Raw genomic sequence first — 15,827 nt, forward strand, 5'->3', positions numbered from 1 at the left:
TTCCTATACCTAATACCAAATTAATCATCTCTCATTTAACTATCTTTTTATATACATCTTCCCATTTAACAGGCACATAATGACAGATATTTTCCTCATTCTGTAAAGCATCATCTTCAGCAAATAAATCCAATTGTTCATACTTTTTCTGCACAGAGCCCATTGGCCCACCGCCTTCAATAATAGAATCAAATGTATATTCTTTCCTTTGAACTTTATTCTTTCCTACAGGAATCCATTCACTAAAAATAATAGGCTCACCTGTTGCAGTCTTGCTAGTAAGTGCATTTCCTTGAGACATATTTGCCGAAATAATAGTTTGGGCACTCTTCAACACTTTTGGACTCTGCTCCTTTGGATCAAATGTATTAAAATACACATCTCGAAAGACATTATTCATATTCATTACCAACATTTCAATGTTATCTTCCATTAATTCAATTCCATAAAGAGTAGAAAGAACTAATAAAAAATTGTTTTGCATTTCTTTTTGGGTTATGCTTTGTGTTTTTGCATATTCTAGCTTTCGTCTTAAAATTTCAACAAGGAATGCACCTTCACCGGCTGACGGTTCTAAAAAAGTTGCAGTCAATGAATTTACTTTTTCTTTAATTTCAGGTTGATCAAGCATAAAATTTACAGTTTTCTTCGGAGTAAAAACTTCTCCTATATCTTTTACTCGATCAGAAGATTTTATTATTTTTTCCATTGTCATATTATTTTTCATTTTTATCATAATAGCTACTTTGCTTAAGACAAAAGCTTATCATCTACCCATACATTTAAATCAGATATATTTTTGAAATTTACATCATAAATTAATCTAGTTATTAGATTTCTTACTAGATCAAAAACTTCTACATAATCTTCATAAGTAACATTACTTTGTCCATCATGCACGATCTGAGATCTTTTCTCATAAATTTTTTTCATTTTTGTTATTAGTAATTTTCTATCTTCAATGTTTTCTCCCAAAATCATAGCAACAAAATTAGAAATTTGATAGTTAATTGATGGAGAAACCAGTCCTTTTGATTGTTTCTCAGCAATACATTCTAATCCAATTACTACTTCAAGAAAGGCAGATCCATAATCAGTTTCTTTTATTGAATTTCCTAGCCAATTCATAGAAAAAATTAGCTTATTGAATTTGTTATGTTTAGTTCGATTTATATAAATAGTTTTGATAATATTAAGATCGTCTTTATTTACAACTGTATAATTTAATAGTTTTCCTGGTCTTAGGGTGTTAGACTCACTCCAATGTTGAACTTTCTTAAAATAGAAGAAAGCACTCATACTGACTTTTTCATCCGCTTGAGTCATTATTTTAATTGGCTCAGCTTGATTGCAACATAGACTATTTAAAACATTTACTAGTGTATTTGCTTTTTTTTCAGCCTTACGAACAGTTTCCATATCGTCAGGACCAGTCACTGTAACTAATAGATAAGAATTTTCCTTTTTTGCAAAATCGTTTTGTAAAATAAAATCGCTAAAATAAGAAGTACTATGACTATAGGCAAAGCTTCCAATGCAAAACTCATCATTTATTTTAAAATCTTGATCAATATCAAGCATAATATTCGTGAGTCCGAATAAATAAGTAACTTTATTTGACGATTTTTGATGTAAGAGTTCTAGCAACTTTTGATAAGTCAATTTTTTTAAATCTAAATTACATAGTACGTTATTTATTTCATTAATCTTTTGTTTATCTGTTAATTTAATTCTATTTTTCGGTAATTTTCCAATAAGTTTCTGTTCTATTTTATAAGTTTCTTTACTTAAAAATAAAATATATTTATTATTTATCGGATCAAAAATTGATATTGCCCTGTCATCTTCAGCAAATTCATTACTGTTCGCTCTCTTTGTATCTTCTACAGCATTACTTTTTAATAAATTCCATAAATCATTGGAAGAAATATCTTTTTTCAAAATTTTACTCCATTGCTTGCACTCTAGTTTCAATAAATTTAATTTCATCTTTGGATAAATTGTATTTTTTATACAATTGTTTATCAATATCTTTAATAGATGCAGTCCAATTAATATCAGAGTTATGTGTGAAGTCTTGCATTGGGACCAAACGCCATTTTTCTGGTGGATTATCTTGTGTAATCTTTAAAATTCCTAATAATGCGCGACAAAATTTAGTCTTAATATATTTAAGTAAATTTTCTGACTCAGCCCTAGTATCGAATGCACCAAAGCCAATAAAAGATTGGGTATACCCGATTAGGGGTTCCCCGATTAGGGGTTCCCCGATTAGGGGTGTACTTAATACTTCTCCTAAAGCTCCTGAGCCATTAGATTTCGGAACTAGGATTTTATACTTTAAGAAATTTTTGCTTTCATTCTCATCTATATATTTTCTATTTATATATTTAAAGATTCTTTTATTACCTTTTATTATGCCTAACACTTTTACATCTTCTGAGGATTCTTTCTTATCTGTAAAAATATTTAAATTATCTAAAGAACTAGTAACAATTCTTTTTTCTTTACCATTGCTACTTATTATCTTCTTAAATTCTGGATGATCTTTATAAAGTTCCCTTAAATCAAACTTATTTTGTAAATAAATAATATCAGTTAGTGAAGAAGTTGCACATGAGTTCTTTATTTTATCTCTAATTTTTCTTAGTTCTTCAAATGGAGTAAATAATCCTATAGGTCCTATTTGTTTGTTTGCGTCATAGAGAGTTATAGTTACTCCGCCTTTAATATCGGTATGTGGAAAAACTTCATTACTTTTTTGAAAATATTGAACCACTTTTACATGATTATTATTTAATATTTGATTATTCCAAGCTTTTGGTGTTTTTCCTGCATTAAATAGAAATCTTCCCGGAGTAATTAAAGTTGCTATATCTGCTAATCTAAAAGATAAATCGATAAACTGGGGATAAATCGGAGTATCACTTGTATTTTCATTATTTTCTTGATATGGCGGATTACCAATCACAACATCAAATTTCATATTTCCAAACATCCCTTCAATTTGCTTAGCTTCTTTGTCAACATTTAATTTAGAATCTTCAACAATATTCTCTACATACTCAGCATTAATATCCCAGTCCTTACGGTAACCAGTTAAAGTTCGTTTAGCAATTTCTTTAGCCATTGGTGTTTTAGCAACTAAGAAGATATTTTCTCTTAATATTTTTTGCCATATCATCAATTCATCTTCAAAACCAAACTTACCAGCAGTTTGATCATTTAACTTATTAAATTCTTTCCAATAAAGGGAAGTAGCTACATACAACGGATACAAACCAGTCTTAGAATTAATTTCTAGAATATGGGCATTTTCACTAAAAATTTTGTTTGTATACTCAGTATCAATCCAGCGTCTAACAATATTGCCGTCTTCATAAGAATATTGATAATCTTTGTCAAAGAATGACAATCCACCAATTGTTTTACCTAAATGCATATTAACAACACGCCAAGGAGTTAACACAGTTTCTTTATCAGGATTTCTAAAAGTACCAAAAATATCAGCAATTTTTTCTACTCTTTCAAGAGGATCAGCTTTATCTAATTCTTTTACTTGTCTTCTAATAATTTTCCCTGCTTCAATAAAAACATCGGCATCATAATACTTAACAAATTTATTAAATAATTCCTTTGTAATGCCTTTAGGCATAAACTCAGCCCAAGACACATCATCAACATTATTGACAAATTTTTTAATTGAAACATCTTCATCAAACTTAATATCCATTCCATAAATCATCATTGGAATTCTAATAGAAATTCCACGAAGAATAGAAATCATTGTTTTACGTTGCTTCTTAAGTTCTTTTACTTTGTTAATAGCTTCTTGTTCTTCTTTTGATCTCTCTTTAGGTTTCTTTTTTCTAGCTCTTTCAGCCTTATCATACTCTTCTTCATCTAATCCCTGATGATTTACATCAATTTTTGTTGGCGCTTTTTCTTTTTTGGTTGTACCAATAATACCCTTAAGGTTATTAAAATCATTTAAATCAGCATCTTTAATCAATAACAATTCATCACTATAAATCGAATCATCATCAAAACCAGTTCGTACTGCTTTTTCAGCATACGCTCTTTTTAGCTGAACAAGAAGTTTATCGACTTTATATGGCTTCATTTGCTGATTACTTTCACCAAGGATTGGTAAGAAGTTCATCAGTTTAGCCATTCTAGCCTTTTGTTCTTTAGTTTGAATCTTCCCAACACCTGTTGCTAAGCTAGTTGATTCTGCCATTACTGTAAGGGCACGATCAGGTGCAAAATCAAAAATATAACAATTTTCTTTCTTACCAAACTCGGGAGACGAATATGGTGTCTGGGCTCTAAACGCAGCCTGCAAATATTGCATAGCACTGTTAGTGTTAGATAAGAATAATACACCAGTCCATTCCGGAACGGTTGCCCCTGTTGTCAATTTTCTTACAGTAAGGGTAATAGTTTTCTTTCCTACTTTATCCGCTTTTGCAATCTCTTTTCTTTCAGCATCAACATCATTATCAGTTCCTAATTCACTATCTGATCGATCATTTCTAACTACATTAATAACGTTGTATTCTGTACCAAAAACTGAATGCTTCTTTAACAATTTTTCTAAAGCATTTGCTTCCTTAATTCCAGGTAAAACCCATAAGGTATGTCGTAATCTATTTCTAAATTCTCTAGTTGAAAATGGATAATTTGCTGTTCCTGGGTTAGTGATATTATCTAAAAATTTCTTAACATCACTTTCGTATACAAATTTGCCATCTTTATCTGTTCTAAAAAACTCTTTGAAATTAAAGGTATACTTTCCTAATCCCTCTCTATTAAAACGAGGGTCCTTGAAGTGCTTATTCATTTCAAAAGTAAACATTGATACTTTAGGAAGTGGAGCGTAAGGATTAGCTTCATTAGGATGATCTTTATCCCAATTTTCTTTAGCTTCTTGCTCCATTGTATAATCCCAAGTAAAGACGTGATCTTCATCATAATCAGATAAGATATTAAACGGTGTCCCTGAAAGATCTAATTCTTTAGTATGCTTTTTAACTACTAAATTTAAAATATTTTGTGTCAATTCGGTTTGAGTTCCTTCATGTGCCTCATCAACAATTACTAAATCCCAATCGACAGCAAATAATTCTCTATTTTTATCTGAAACCTTGCCTCCAACTACTTCCGATCCTCCTAAATCTTGAATACTTGCAAAGTATACATAAGGTTGGGTGAGCTTTTCTAGTTCATTAACATTTTCATGACCTCGATTTTTTGATCCATAAACATAACCAGCATCTGGCATCCCTATCTTTTTAAAATCCTTAAACCAGCCACCATCTACAACCGGCCGATGAGTCATAATTAGAACTTTTTTATATTTTTGTTCTTTAATAAGTTCTAAGGCAGTTAAAGTTTTACCAAAACGCATTTTAGCGTTCCAAAGCATCTTTTTACCGGATTTAAAACCTTCCTTAGTTTTATCTACCGCTCTTTGCTGCTCTGGACGTAATACAATTTGCTCTTCTAAATCTTCCTCGACCTTATCAAGAGTATCTTTCCCTTCTTTAACTGCTTTAATAGCTTTTTTAGCAGTCTCTAAGTCAGTTTCAAACCACTCATTTCCTGACAAGTTGCGACTATGTTTAATACCAGACCTTTCTAAAACACGGTGTACATCATGATCGGTAAACCATAATCCATCTGACTTACGATATGCGAGTTCTGCCCATTCTAAATTTACTGGTATTCCAGATGTTTTCATATATTGATTAATTCTTTTCTTAGCCCAATTCCGTAGATAAGGACTATTATCAGAATTATTTTCTGCTAAGTCAGTAATAGTGGTTTTCCCAACTTTCTGATTTCCTTCATATACAGAAAATTTACCAGATGAATTATCTGCGGTCTGAATATAGATCAAGTTCTTTTCTGCATTTGAGAGTGGTTGGGTAGTCGTTTGATATAAAACATCTTCTTTTTTAGGTTCTTGAAAATCTGTAGCATCTATGTTTTCATCATAATAACTATCAACGAACCATACACATAACGAATACAAGCGTCTTAAAGCTGTTAAAGCATCTTCTTGACTATTATCTGATAAAGTATGAGCAGCTACGTTACCTATATTTTTTACATCATAAAAAAATTGTAAAGCATATTTATCTATGTATTGACCTGATTTTAGGCGTTTTAAAACACTATCGAATGTCTCTCTTTCATCTACTACTAAATAATTTGAATCAGCTATCTCTTTAGCTATATTTTCTGCAACAGCTCTCGCAGAAACTAAAACATTCGAATATAGGCCCATAGCATAACTCATTTCTGCTTCTGCGGCTCTTTTATAGTATTGTTTTGTTAATACATCTTTATCTAAAAAGTCAAAATTAGACATCCTACAATCCTCATTCTTCATATTCTCTGCTCTCTATTTTACCCTGAATAGCCATTTAACAACAAGATTATTAAGAAAATGCGTTCGATTAACTTCACATAATAAAAAATATGAACCAAACAAAAAAAGCTAACCTCACAGCCAGCTTTTCTTCTACTCTTCACTATTTAATTCATCTAGCATATCTTGCATGTCAATATCGTCAGGTTGAACTTGCAGATACTTCTTAATTAATTCTTTAGTTGTTGGAATCTCACGCAATTCATAGAACAAGCTAATCATTTGTCTCAAGAAGCTTGCATTTTGTTGAAAGGCAGGATAAGCAAGCAAGAATTCACTCTTAGCCTTATCATAGTTTTCAAGTCTTTGATATGAAATTGCCATATTCCAGTGTGCTTGTGGTTCTAATTCTTCATCATCAAGTGACTTGAACAAGTCGATATTAGCTTCATCTTTATGTTCATGTAAGTACAAATTAGACAACTGCAAACGTAAATCACTATTATCCGGTGCTACTTCTAATCCCTTCTTAAGCAAACGTTCTGCTTCATCTAATTGATTTAAGTTAGCGGCTGCTTTTGCACCCAAACTATAAAGAACTTCATCTAGTTCATTATAAGAAAGTCCTGTTTGAGCAGTTCTCAAGACTTCTTCATTGTTATCTTCTGCCGCATAAGCTTGAGCAAGCAATGGGTATGCATTAACGTAGTCAGGCTGAGTTTCAATTACTTGATCTAGATATTTGATTGCTGCCTTATCATCATTAGCTGAAAGCATAATCAAGCCTGCTTCATAAAGAGCATCAATACTTAAGATATCATTCTCATGGCTCTTAATTTCATTTGCAGCTTCTTCATAATCACCTAATTTAGCCAAACAGGCTGCAATTCTTTGACTTAAGACAACTTCGCCAAAAGTCTTGTTATTTTCTGCAAGCTTACGGTATAAATCTAATGCTTCAGCGTAGTCGCCACTTAAGTAATCTAATTCAGCCAAACCAAAGTTAATTGCATCTTCATCAGGCGCCATTTTATGGGCTTCAAGGAGCTTTTGACGCGCCGTTTCAATTAACCCATTACTTTGATAATAATCAGCTAAATCAAGCAAGCTTTCAACATAGGCATCACTATCTGGCTTCACATCATATAAAAGCTGTAAACCGTCATCTTCATCGCCATCATTTAATAAAATTTCGGCTAAATATACTTTAAACAAGTCTTCCTTAGGGAATTGTCCAATCAAAAAACGATAAACTTCTTTAGCAAGATCAGTGAAACCAAGATCAGTTAAATTTTCAGCTAGAGAAGCAAGTACTTCTGGATCATCATTGTCTAGAGCCTTTTTTAATAAAATATGATTATTAGAAAAATCATGATTTTGAATTGCATCTAGTAATTGTTCAGAATAAGTCGTCATATATTTTCACTCTTTTCATTTGTGCTATCACAATAATTGTACACAAAAAACGTGCTAAGCTATACAACTTAGCACGTTTTTATTTTGCTAGTAACTAAACAATTACTTAACAGCATCCTTAAGAGCCTTACCTGGCTTGAATGCAGGAACCTTAGAAGCTGGGATTTCGATTTCAGCCCCAGTTTGTGGGTTACGACCTTTACGAGCTGCACGGTGACGTACTTCAAAAGTACCGAAACCGATCAATTGAACTTTTTCACCCTTAGCAAGATCTTCTTGAATAGAGTTAAAGATTGCATCAACTGCAGCAGCAACCTCTTTCTTGGTTAAGTCAGTTTTAGCAGCAACTTCAGAAACTAATTCTGCCTTGTTTGCCATTCCACTTCACCTCCCGAAATGAATTAATGATGTTTTAAAAACAAACCTTTGAAAATAAGAAAAATGAATTCTTCATTTATTCCCTGAAATAAAATTAGCATACTAGGACGCTTAGTTGCAAGCTTTTTCGTAGGATATATCAAATATTTTTGAAATTTAAGGTTTATTTGCGTTTTCTAGCTAAGATTTTGATTGGTGTTCCTACAAAATCAAAGTTTTGTCTCAGTTGGTTAATTAAGAATCTTTGATATGAGAAGTGCAATAATTCTGGATCATTCACGAAAACTACAAATGTCGGCGGAGTTGCTGCCACTTGCGTCATGTAGTAGATTCTCAATCTCTTTCCATTTACCAATGGAGTTGGTGTAATTCTAGTTGCTTCAAGAAGAAGATCGTTTAAAATGCTAGACTTAATACGACGAGTTTGGTTTTCATGAACTTCTTTAACTAGTTTCAAGATATCTGGAACTCTTTGCCCCGTCTTAGCAGACACAAAAATAATTGGAGCATAGTCTAAGTATTGGAACTCTCTTCTGATTGTATCTTCAAAGTCCTTCATACTTCTACTATCTTTTTTAGGTAAATCCCACTTGTTAACTACAATAATTACACCGCGGCCTGCGTCGTGAGCATAACCAGCAACATGTTTATCTTGTTCACGAATTCCAGTACTTGCATCTAAAACCAAGAGTGTAATGTCACTTTCTTCAATAGCACTAATCGCTCTTAATACTGAATATTTTTCAGTCTTCTCATAGACCTTACCACGGCGTCTGATACCAGCTGTATCGACAATAGTATACTTTTGTCCATTATTAGTAAAAGTCGTATCAATAGCATCTCTCGTCGTTCCTTCGATATTAGAAACAATTACACGTTGTTCACCTAAAATAGCATTTACTAATGAGGATTTACCAACATTTGGTCGTCCAATTACACTAAAACGAATTGAATCATCTTCATGTTGGTTAGCCTTATCGCCAAATTCACCAACAATAGCATCAAGCAAGTCACCCATTCCAGTTCCATGACTACCAGAAACGGGAATTGGGTCGCCTAACCCTAAACTATAAAAGTCATAAATATCTGTTCTTTGTTCAGGATTATCCGCCTTATTTACTGCCAAAATAACTGGCTTCTTAGTTCTGTAAAGCATCTTAGCAATCGTTTCATCCATGTTGGTCATGTGTTGAGTAACATCCCCCAACATAACAATTACATCAGCTTCATCAATCGCAATTTCAGCCTGTGCCTTAATTTGTTCTTCAATTTCACCAGAGTCTAAGGTAATACCACCCGTATCAATTAGGATAAATTCATGGCCCATCCATTCAGCTCGGGCATAAATTCTATCCCTAGTAACGCCAGCCTTATCTTCAACAATAGCTACGCGAGAATTAATAATTCTGTTAAAAATAGTTGATTTACCAACATTTGGTCGTCCAACTAATGCAACGATGGGTAATGACATATTATTTCTACCCCTTTCTATTTTCTACTTAAGAAATAAAAAAAGCTGACCGGAGTCAGCTTTTTTAGAGTAATGACGATTAATCCTTATCTTTAAGTTGATCACCAATAATGTCACCTAAAGCAAAGCCGTTGTCATTGTCATTCATGTACTTATCAGTTACAGAATCTTGACGACGACGTGGGCGTGAGTTGTTTTCACTCTTAGCAGCATTAGGATCAGCTTGTTTGATTGACAATGAGATTCTTCTGTCACTTGGGTCAACGCTTAAAACTTTAACTTTAACAGTTTGACCAACCTTTAAAACATCACTTGGCTTATCAACGTGCTTGTTAGCAATTTCTGAAACGTGTACTAAGCCTTGAATTCCATCAGCTACTTCAACGAATGCACCGAATGAAGTTAAAGACTTAACTTCGCCTTCAATGATGTCGCCTTCATGTAAACCTTCAGTAGCTTCTTCAAATGGGGATGGTAAAGTTTGCTTAATTGACAGGGAGATTCTGTGTCTGTCGTCATCAATACCGATAACCTTAACCTTAACATCTTGACCAGCCTTCAAAACATCGCTAGGCTTGTCAACATGCTTGTAAGAAATTTCTGAAATGTGAACTAAACCGTCCACACCACCAACGTCAACAAAGGCACCAAAACCAGTTAAACGTGATACTTTACCTTCAACAGTGTCACCTACAACTAATTGTGAAGCAACGTTTTCGAAAGCTTCTTCACGTTCTTGTTCGATTAAGTCTTTTCTTGAAAGAATTAATCTGTTCTTGTTAGGATCAATTTCAGTGATCTTCAAGTTCATCTTCTTGCCAATGTAAGGCTTCAAGTCAGAAACGTAACGGTTAGAAATTAATGAAGCTGGTAAAAATCCACGTGTACCAACATCAACTAATAAACCACCGCGAACAGCACCAGTTACAGTACCTTCAACAGTCTTGCCTTCTTCGAAGACCTTTTCTAATTCCTTGTAAGCTTCTCTTTCCTTCAAACGAGTAACTGAGAAGAAGAATTCGCCGTTTTCCTTGTCGCCACCAGCTCTTCTAAGAACTAAAGCCTCAAACTTATCACCAGGTTTTACCAATTGGTTCAAATCTGCATTACGGTCGTTAGTAAATTCACGCTTAGTGATTACACCTTCAACACCTGCATTTTCAACACCAACAGCGATTTGTCCATCTTCAACACTTAAAACTTCAACGTTAACAATGTTGCCGACTTCAACTCCCTGCATTTCTTTTAGAGCATCTAAGAATTGATTACTATTATCTGTCATAATTACCTCCCAATATCATACTTTATTTTAAAGTACTTGATATCTTTTTTCCACACTTTTGTTTAATTTTTTTGCTTTTTTTGAATTATCTCGGTTATTTTGGCTACAACTTCATCAATTGTTAAGTCTGTAGTATCTAATTCAATTGCATCATCCGCTTTTTTCAACGGAGAAATCTCACGATGAGAATCTTTATAGTCTCTAACTTCAATATCATGTTCGATATCTTTTAAGTCTTGATGAATACCTTTTTCTTGAAAATCTAAAAAGCGTCTCTTAGCTCTTGATGCAACACTAGCGATTAAGAAAATTTTTACCTCTGCATCTGGTAAAACTGTCGTCCCAATATCACGACCATCCATAATAACGTTGTTCTTCCCAGCCATTTCACGTTGTAATTCAACCATCTTTTCACGAATGGCCTTTAAAGCAGAGACTTGAGAAACATTTTCAGTGATTTCTGGCGTTCTAATTGCAATAGAAACGTCTTTCCCATTTACAAAAACTTTCTGCTCGCCTGCTTCTTGTTTAAAGGCAATCGTACTCTTGTCGATTAGGTCTAAAATTGCCTTCTCGTCTCCATAATCAACATTATTATCGTGTGCAATTAATGTACATGCTCGATACATTGCACCAGTATCGATATAAATATAGCCCAAATTATGTGCGATAATTTTAGCAACTGTACTCTTCCCCGCTGATGCAGGACCATCAATAGCTACTTGCATTAAATAATTGAGTTCCTTTCTTTTTCATTCAAAGTAAATTCTACCATAAAACAAAAAGTAGGAGTCAGTTGACTCCTACTAAATAAAATTCTTTTTAATCTAGAAATTGCGTTTTACGAATTTTTCTAAAACTGGTAACAGGGTCTTAGCTAAAATTAAAACTACTATACTGTTAATCAATCCCTTAATTAAGTTAAATGGCACAATTGCTGAAACAATGTAAGTCAGAAGTGATGAATTTAACTTAAATCCCATTAAGGAGATATACATTGGTGTTAAAACAAAGTAATTTGCCAAAGACATTACTATTGTTAACGCAATTGTTCCAACCGCTAAACCAAGAACTTGATATCTTACCTTATCTTCATGCTTTTTACTAATGTAGTAGAAAGGCAAGATATAAGCTAAACTTGCTAAAAATGCGGCTAACTGTCCAATCATCGAAATTGGATTAAATCCAGAAATAAATAGACTCAATAATGACTTAAAAAGCGCGATCATTGTTCCGCCTAATGGACCAAAAACCAAAGTACTAAGAGCAACTAAGGAATCAGAAAAGTCCATCTTTAAGTAATCAAAACCTGGAATAATTGGTACTTCAAACTTCATAATTAAAAATGCCAATGCACCAATCATTGCCCAAGCGAGCCAATAAGCTAGTCTTACATGACTTAAACTTGTTTTTCTTTGCATGATATATTTCCTCCATAACACACAAAAGGTCTGCTGCTTCAGCAACAGACCTTATCAATCTAAATCATGTTTAGTTTTTAGTCTGTCTTCTTCCATCTAGACTTTAACTATCGGTACCTAAGGTTCAACTACATAAGTAGCTCGCGGACTCTAACCGCCGGTCGGGAATTTCGCCCTGCCCTGAAGACAACATCCTTTTATTTGCTTTTTACAAGTAAATAATAATACTTCTTAGTAAAATTGTAAATATAAATGTTCTTAATTACTTCAATTTAAGTGATTGACCAATACTAATACTATCAGCTGATTCTAAACCATTAAGTTGCTCTAAATGATGAACTGAAGTGTTATTTTCACGAGCAATTTTTGATAGAGAATCTCCTTCTTGAACTGTGTAAGAATGTGGAGCTTGATATTCGCTAGAACTGCTACCACTAGTTTGCCAATTGTTTTGGCTAGTGTGAGATGAATTTTGCGTAGATTGTTGAGTGTGATCTTGCGCAGTAGTTTGACTCGCACTATTGTCATAAGATTGACTACTACTTTGAACAACTTCACTACTTTGTGATTGACTAGTTACTGCTGGAGTCATATCTTGCGATTGACTTGAAGATGAATGTTCTTCCTTCTTTACGCTACTCTTTGATTTGCTCTTCTTAGAAAAACTACTCTTACTCTTTTTACTTTTATGCTTATGAGGTTTAGAAGACTTAGTTTTTGAAACTTTAACACTCTTTTCAGCCAAATCAGTATTAGAGTTTGAACGCAAGCGTGATGAAACAATCGGAATTAAGGCGATCAAAATTATTGCAACAATAATTAACCCTGCCCATAACTGACTATGATGCATACCATGAGAATTTTGTTCTGACTCATTAGGAGTTTTAGGAGCTTGCTTAGACTCAGGTTCTAACTCTGCATGGCGATGATGCATTGCGCTTCTAGACGTCGTTGGACGTTGAAAGTGCTTGTATGGGCCCTTTGGTTCTTTATTGTCCTGAGATTTATTTTCCTTCATTCCAAGATCCTCCAATTAAAGATTATTAGTTTTATTTTATCACAGCTTATAAAGTGTGTGCTAATCAGCCAAGTGATTCAAACGAAATACTTCTTCGTGAGTTAATTTGCGATATTCACCTGAAGTTAATGACTTCAAAGTTAAAAAGGCATACTTTTCACGTGATAGTTTTTCTACAAAATGGTGCACCGCTTCGAACATTCTCTTAACTTGGTGGTAGTGACCTTCGTGAATGGTTAATTGAACAATTTGAGTGTTCTTCTTATCATCCGTCTTCAAAATCTTTAATTTAGCTGGTGCGCTCTTTCTGCCATCAATTCGGACCCCATGAGTAAGTGAACGAATATCTTCTGGGGACAAGATTCCCTTAATTTTTGCTACATAAACCTTTGGTACTTCATTACGTGGGTGCATCAACTTATTAGCTAATTCCCCATCATTTGTCATTAATAATAAGCCGGATGTATCGTAATCAAGACGACCAACTGGATAAAGACGATATGGTACATCTTCAAAGAAGTCAACTACTGTTTTTCTACCTTTGTCGTCACTTACTGAAGAAATTACTCCACGTGGTTTATAGAATAAGTAAGTATGCAAAGCTTCCTTCTCAATTGGGACACCATTTACTTCAATTTTATCGTTAGACTCTACTTTAGTACCAAGCTCAGTAACTCTCTTACCATTAACAGTTACTTGACCAGCTGTAATCATCTTTTCAGCCTTACGTCTTGATGCCACACCTGCTTGAGCAATCACTTTTTGTAGTCTTTCAGCCATTTTTATTCACCTTCGTCAAAATTAATTTCTTTATTATTTCCCTCATCCTGATCAAATAAGTTTACTGGATTATCATCTGCTTCAAATTCTTCAATTACAGGTAAATCAGCTAAACTTTCATAATTGAAATATTGTAAGAAATAATCAGTTGTAACATACAAATTCGGATGACCGGGAACATCTTTTTTTCCATTTACTTTAATTAACCCACGCCAAACTAAAGTCTGCAAAGCTCCTGAAGAATTAACCCCTCTTAAGTCATCGATTTCAACACGTGTAATCGGTTGACGATAAGCAATGATAGATAAAATCTCAAGAGCTGATTGACTTAAGTTTTTCGATAAATCCTTTTGGAAGAATTTAGAAATCACATCCCCGCACTTAGCGCTCGTAGTTAACTTATAGGTTTGGTTAATACAAATTAACTGTAGTCCCGAATTTTCATCACTTTTCAGTCGATCTTTAAGATGATTTGCCAGCTCTCTTAATGCAGAAGGCGAGATTTCTAATAATTGCAGCAAATTATCTGCGTCTAAGCCATCATCCCCTGCTGCATAAAGTAGGGCTTCTAATTCTGCTTCTTTACTTGCCATTCGTCTCTACTTTCTCTAACTCTAGATCACCAAAATCTCTACTTTGTTTTACCAAAATTTTATGATCACGACATAATTCTAAAACTGCTAAGAATAAGCCAATTACTTGATCAAGATCTTGAAAGTTTTTAATACAATCAAAAAAACTAGTTGATCTTTTCTTATGTAACTTATTTTTCAAAAAGCTCGTCATTTCTTCAATTGAAGTTTCATGAACTTCGATTTTCCCAACTTGAGGTTTTCTTAATTTAAATCGCTCTAAAACAACCTTAAAAGTATTTGCAAGCTCATCACTTGTAATTTCACCTAAAGGCAATGGTTCTATTTCCTTTTTAGGTGAAACCGAGGGATCTTTTGTCACTGTAATTGGCATTTCTTCATCTCGCTTTTTAAAATAATCTGCGATTCTTTGAAAGACTGAATATTGTACCAACTGTTCAACCAGCTCAGTACGTGGGTCTTCTTGATACTGATCTTCTTCAATAAAATCATTTTTAGGTAACAAATATTGCGATTTGATTCTTAAAAGAGTTGATGCCATCACAAAATACTCCCCAGCAATCTGTAAATCTAAAGTCTGCCAGCGAGCTAAGTTAGCTAAATATTGTCCCGTAATTTTCGCAATCGGAATATCATAGATATCTATCTTCTGCGACCTAATTAAGTGCAAAAGTAAATCTAAGGGTCCGGTAAAATTAGGAAGATCTAAAGTCAATTCATCAGCATTATTCATCAGTTTTATTTTCCTTTAAATAATTTAATAAAAAGGTCCAGTCAGGTAAAGCCGTAATCATCTTATCAGGATAGAGGTGCTTTAAATCATTCATTACTCGCTGCTCGGTTTCTTGATCACGCATTGTTGGATCAAGAGATAAATAGCGAATAATGATAAAATCTTTTTCTTCCTGAATACCGATAATTCCTCTAGCATTGCCCTTTTGTTGATAAATAAGAACCTCAAATTGGTTAGAATCGCTAGTATATAGCTTCATTTCTTCCTGTAAGTTCTTAATATTTTTAAAATCTGAAAGATACGACAAGTATCCCATCACAGTCTTTTCGTAATCTTTTTTATATTTGCTGATCATAATA

Annotated in this window: 14 protein-coding genes and 1 riboswitch; all 14 genes read right to left on the bottom strand. The window is 33.5% G+C overall.

Annotated features, from left to right (window positions below; all coding sequences use genetic code 11):
- Window positions 1-31: 31 nt before the first annotated feature.
- Entirely contained in the window at window positions 32-715 is a 684-nt protein-coding gene (locus H1A07_RS05145) for a DNA methyltransferase family protein (protein WP_210144534.1), read from the bottom strand.
- A 35-nt stretch (window positions 716-750) separates the two neighbouring features.
- A complete protein-coding gene (locus H1A07_RS05150; RefSeq protein WP_210144535.1) occupies window positions 751-1,941 on the bottom strand; it encodes a HEPN domain-containing protein in 1,191 nt (396 codons plus the stop codon).
- 4 nt (window positions 1,942-1,945) lie between these two features.
- On the bottom strand, window positions 1,946-6,376 hold the full coding sequence (locus H1A07_RS05155) for an Eco57I restriction-modification methylase domain-containing protein (protein ID WP_210144537.1): 4,431 nt from the start codon (window positions 6,374-6,376) through the stop codon (window positions 1,946-1,948).
- Between the two features lie 153 nt (window positions 6,377-6,529).
- On the bottom strand, window positions 6,530-7,792 hold the full coding sequence (locus tag H1A07_RS05160) for a tetratricopeptide repeat protein (protein WP_210144538.1): 1,263 nt from the start codon (window positions 7,790-7,792) through the stop codon (window positions 6,530-6,532).
- 102 nt (window positions 7,793-7,894) lie between these two features.
- On the bottom strand, window positions 7,895-8,170 hold the full coding sequence (locus H1A07_RS05165) for an HU family DNA-binding protein (protein WP_004894504.1): 276 nt from the start codon (window positions 8,168-8,170) through the stop codon (window positions 7,895-7,897).
- A 163-nt stretch (window positions 8,171-8,333) separates the two neighbouring features.
- Window positions 8,334-9,641 carry a ribosome biogenesis GTPase Der gene (gene der, locus H1A07_RS05170; RefSeq protein WP_210144540.1) on the bottom strand — a complete coding sequence of 436 codons (1,308 nt, stop codon included), beginning with the start codon at window positions 9,639-9,641 and terminating at the stop codon, window positions 8,334-8,336.
- A gap of 79 nt (window positions 9,642-9,720) precedes the next feature.
- Window positions 9,721-10,923 carry a 30S ribosomal protein S1 gene (gene rpsA, locus H1A07_RS05175; protein WP_094496508.1) on the bottom strand — a complete coding sequence of 401 codons (1,203 nt, stop codon included), beginning with the start codon at window positions 10,921-10,923 and terminating at the stop codon, window positions 9,721-9,723.
- A 62-nt stretch (window positions 10,924-10,985) separates the two neighbouring features.
- Window positions 10,986-11,651 (bottom strand): (d)CMP kinase, encoded by a 666-nt coding sequence (gene cmk / locus H1A07_RS05180; protein WP_210144541.1) that lies wholly within the window; start codon window positions 11,649-11,651, stop codon window positions 10,986-10,988.
- Window positions 11,652-11,750: 99 nt separating this feature from the next.
- A complete protein-coding gene (locus H1A07_RS05185; protein ID WP_210144543.1) occupies window positions 11,751-12,344 on the bottom strand; it encodes an ECF transporter S component in 594 nt (197 codons plus the stop codon).
- An 80-nt stretch (window positions 12,345-12,424) separates the two neighbouring features.
- A riboswitch (FMN riboswitch) is annotated at window positions 12,425-12,536 on the bottom strand.
- A gap of 70 nt (window positions 12,537-12,606) precedes the next feature.
- Window positions 12,607-13,362: a LysM peptidoglycan-binding domain-containing protein gene (locus tag H1A07_RS05190; protein WP_210144545.1), complete on the bottom strand. Its 756-nt coding sequence runs from the start codon at window positions 13,360-13,362 to the stop codon at window positions 12,607-12,609.
- A 60-nt stretch (window positions 13,363-13,422) separates the two neighbouring features.
- The gene (locus H1A07_RS05195) at window positions 13,423-14,142 is read right to left on the bottom strand and encodes a pseudouridine synthase (RefSeq protein ID WP_210144547.1); all 720 of its coding nucleotides are present in this window, start codon (window positions 14,140-14,142) and stop codon (window positions 13,423-13,425) included.
- A gap of 2 nt (window positions 14,143-14,144) precedes the next feature.
- The gene (gene scpB, locus H1A07_RS05200) at window positions 14,145-14,735 is read right to left on the bottom strand and encodes an SMC-Scp complex subunit ScpB (RefSeq protein WP_210144548.1); all 591 of its coding nucleotides are present in this window, start codon (window positions 14,733-14,735) and stop codon (window positions 14,145-14,147) included.
- Complete coding sequence (locus H1A07_RS05205) at window positions 14,725-15,468, bottom strand: segregation and condensation protein A (RefSeq protein ID WP_210144550.1); 744 nt, start codon at window positions 15,466-15,468, stop codon at window positions 14,725-14,727. The genes scpB and H1A07_RS05205 overlap by 11 nt, the downstream gene beginning before the upstream one ends.
- Window positions 15,461-15,823, bottom strand: coding sequence for a reductase (locus tag H1A07_RS05210; protein WP_210144552.1), 363 nt, complete (start codon window positions 15,821-15,823; stop codon window positions 15,461-15,463). The genes H1A07_RS05205 and H1A07_RS05210 overlap by 8 nt, the downstream gene beginning before the upstream one ends.
- Window positions 15,824-15,827: the final 4 nt, after the last annotated feature.

It is taken from the genome of Lactobacillus taiwanensis (assembly GCF_017894345.1).
Lineage (GTDB): Bacteria > Bacillota > Bacilli > Lactobacillales > Lactobacillaceae > Lactobacillus > Lactobacillus taiwanensis.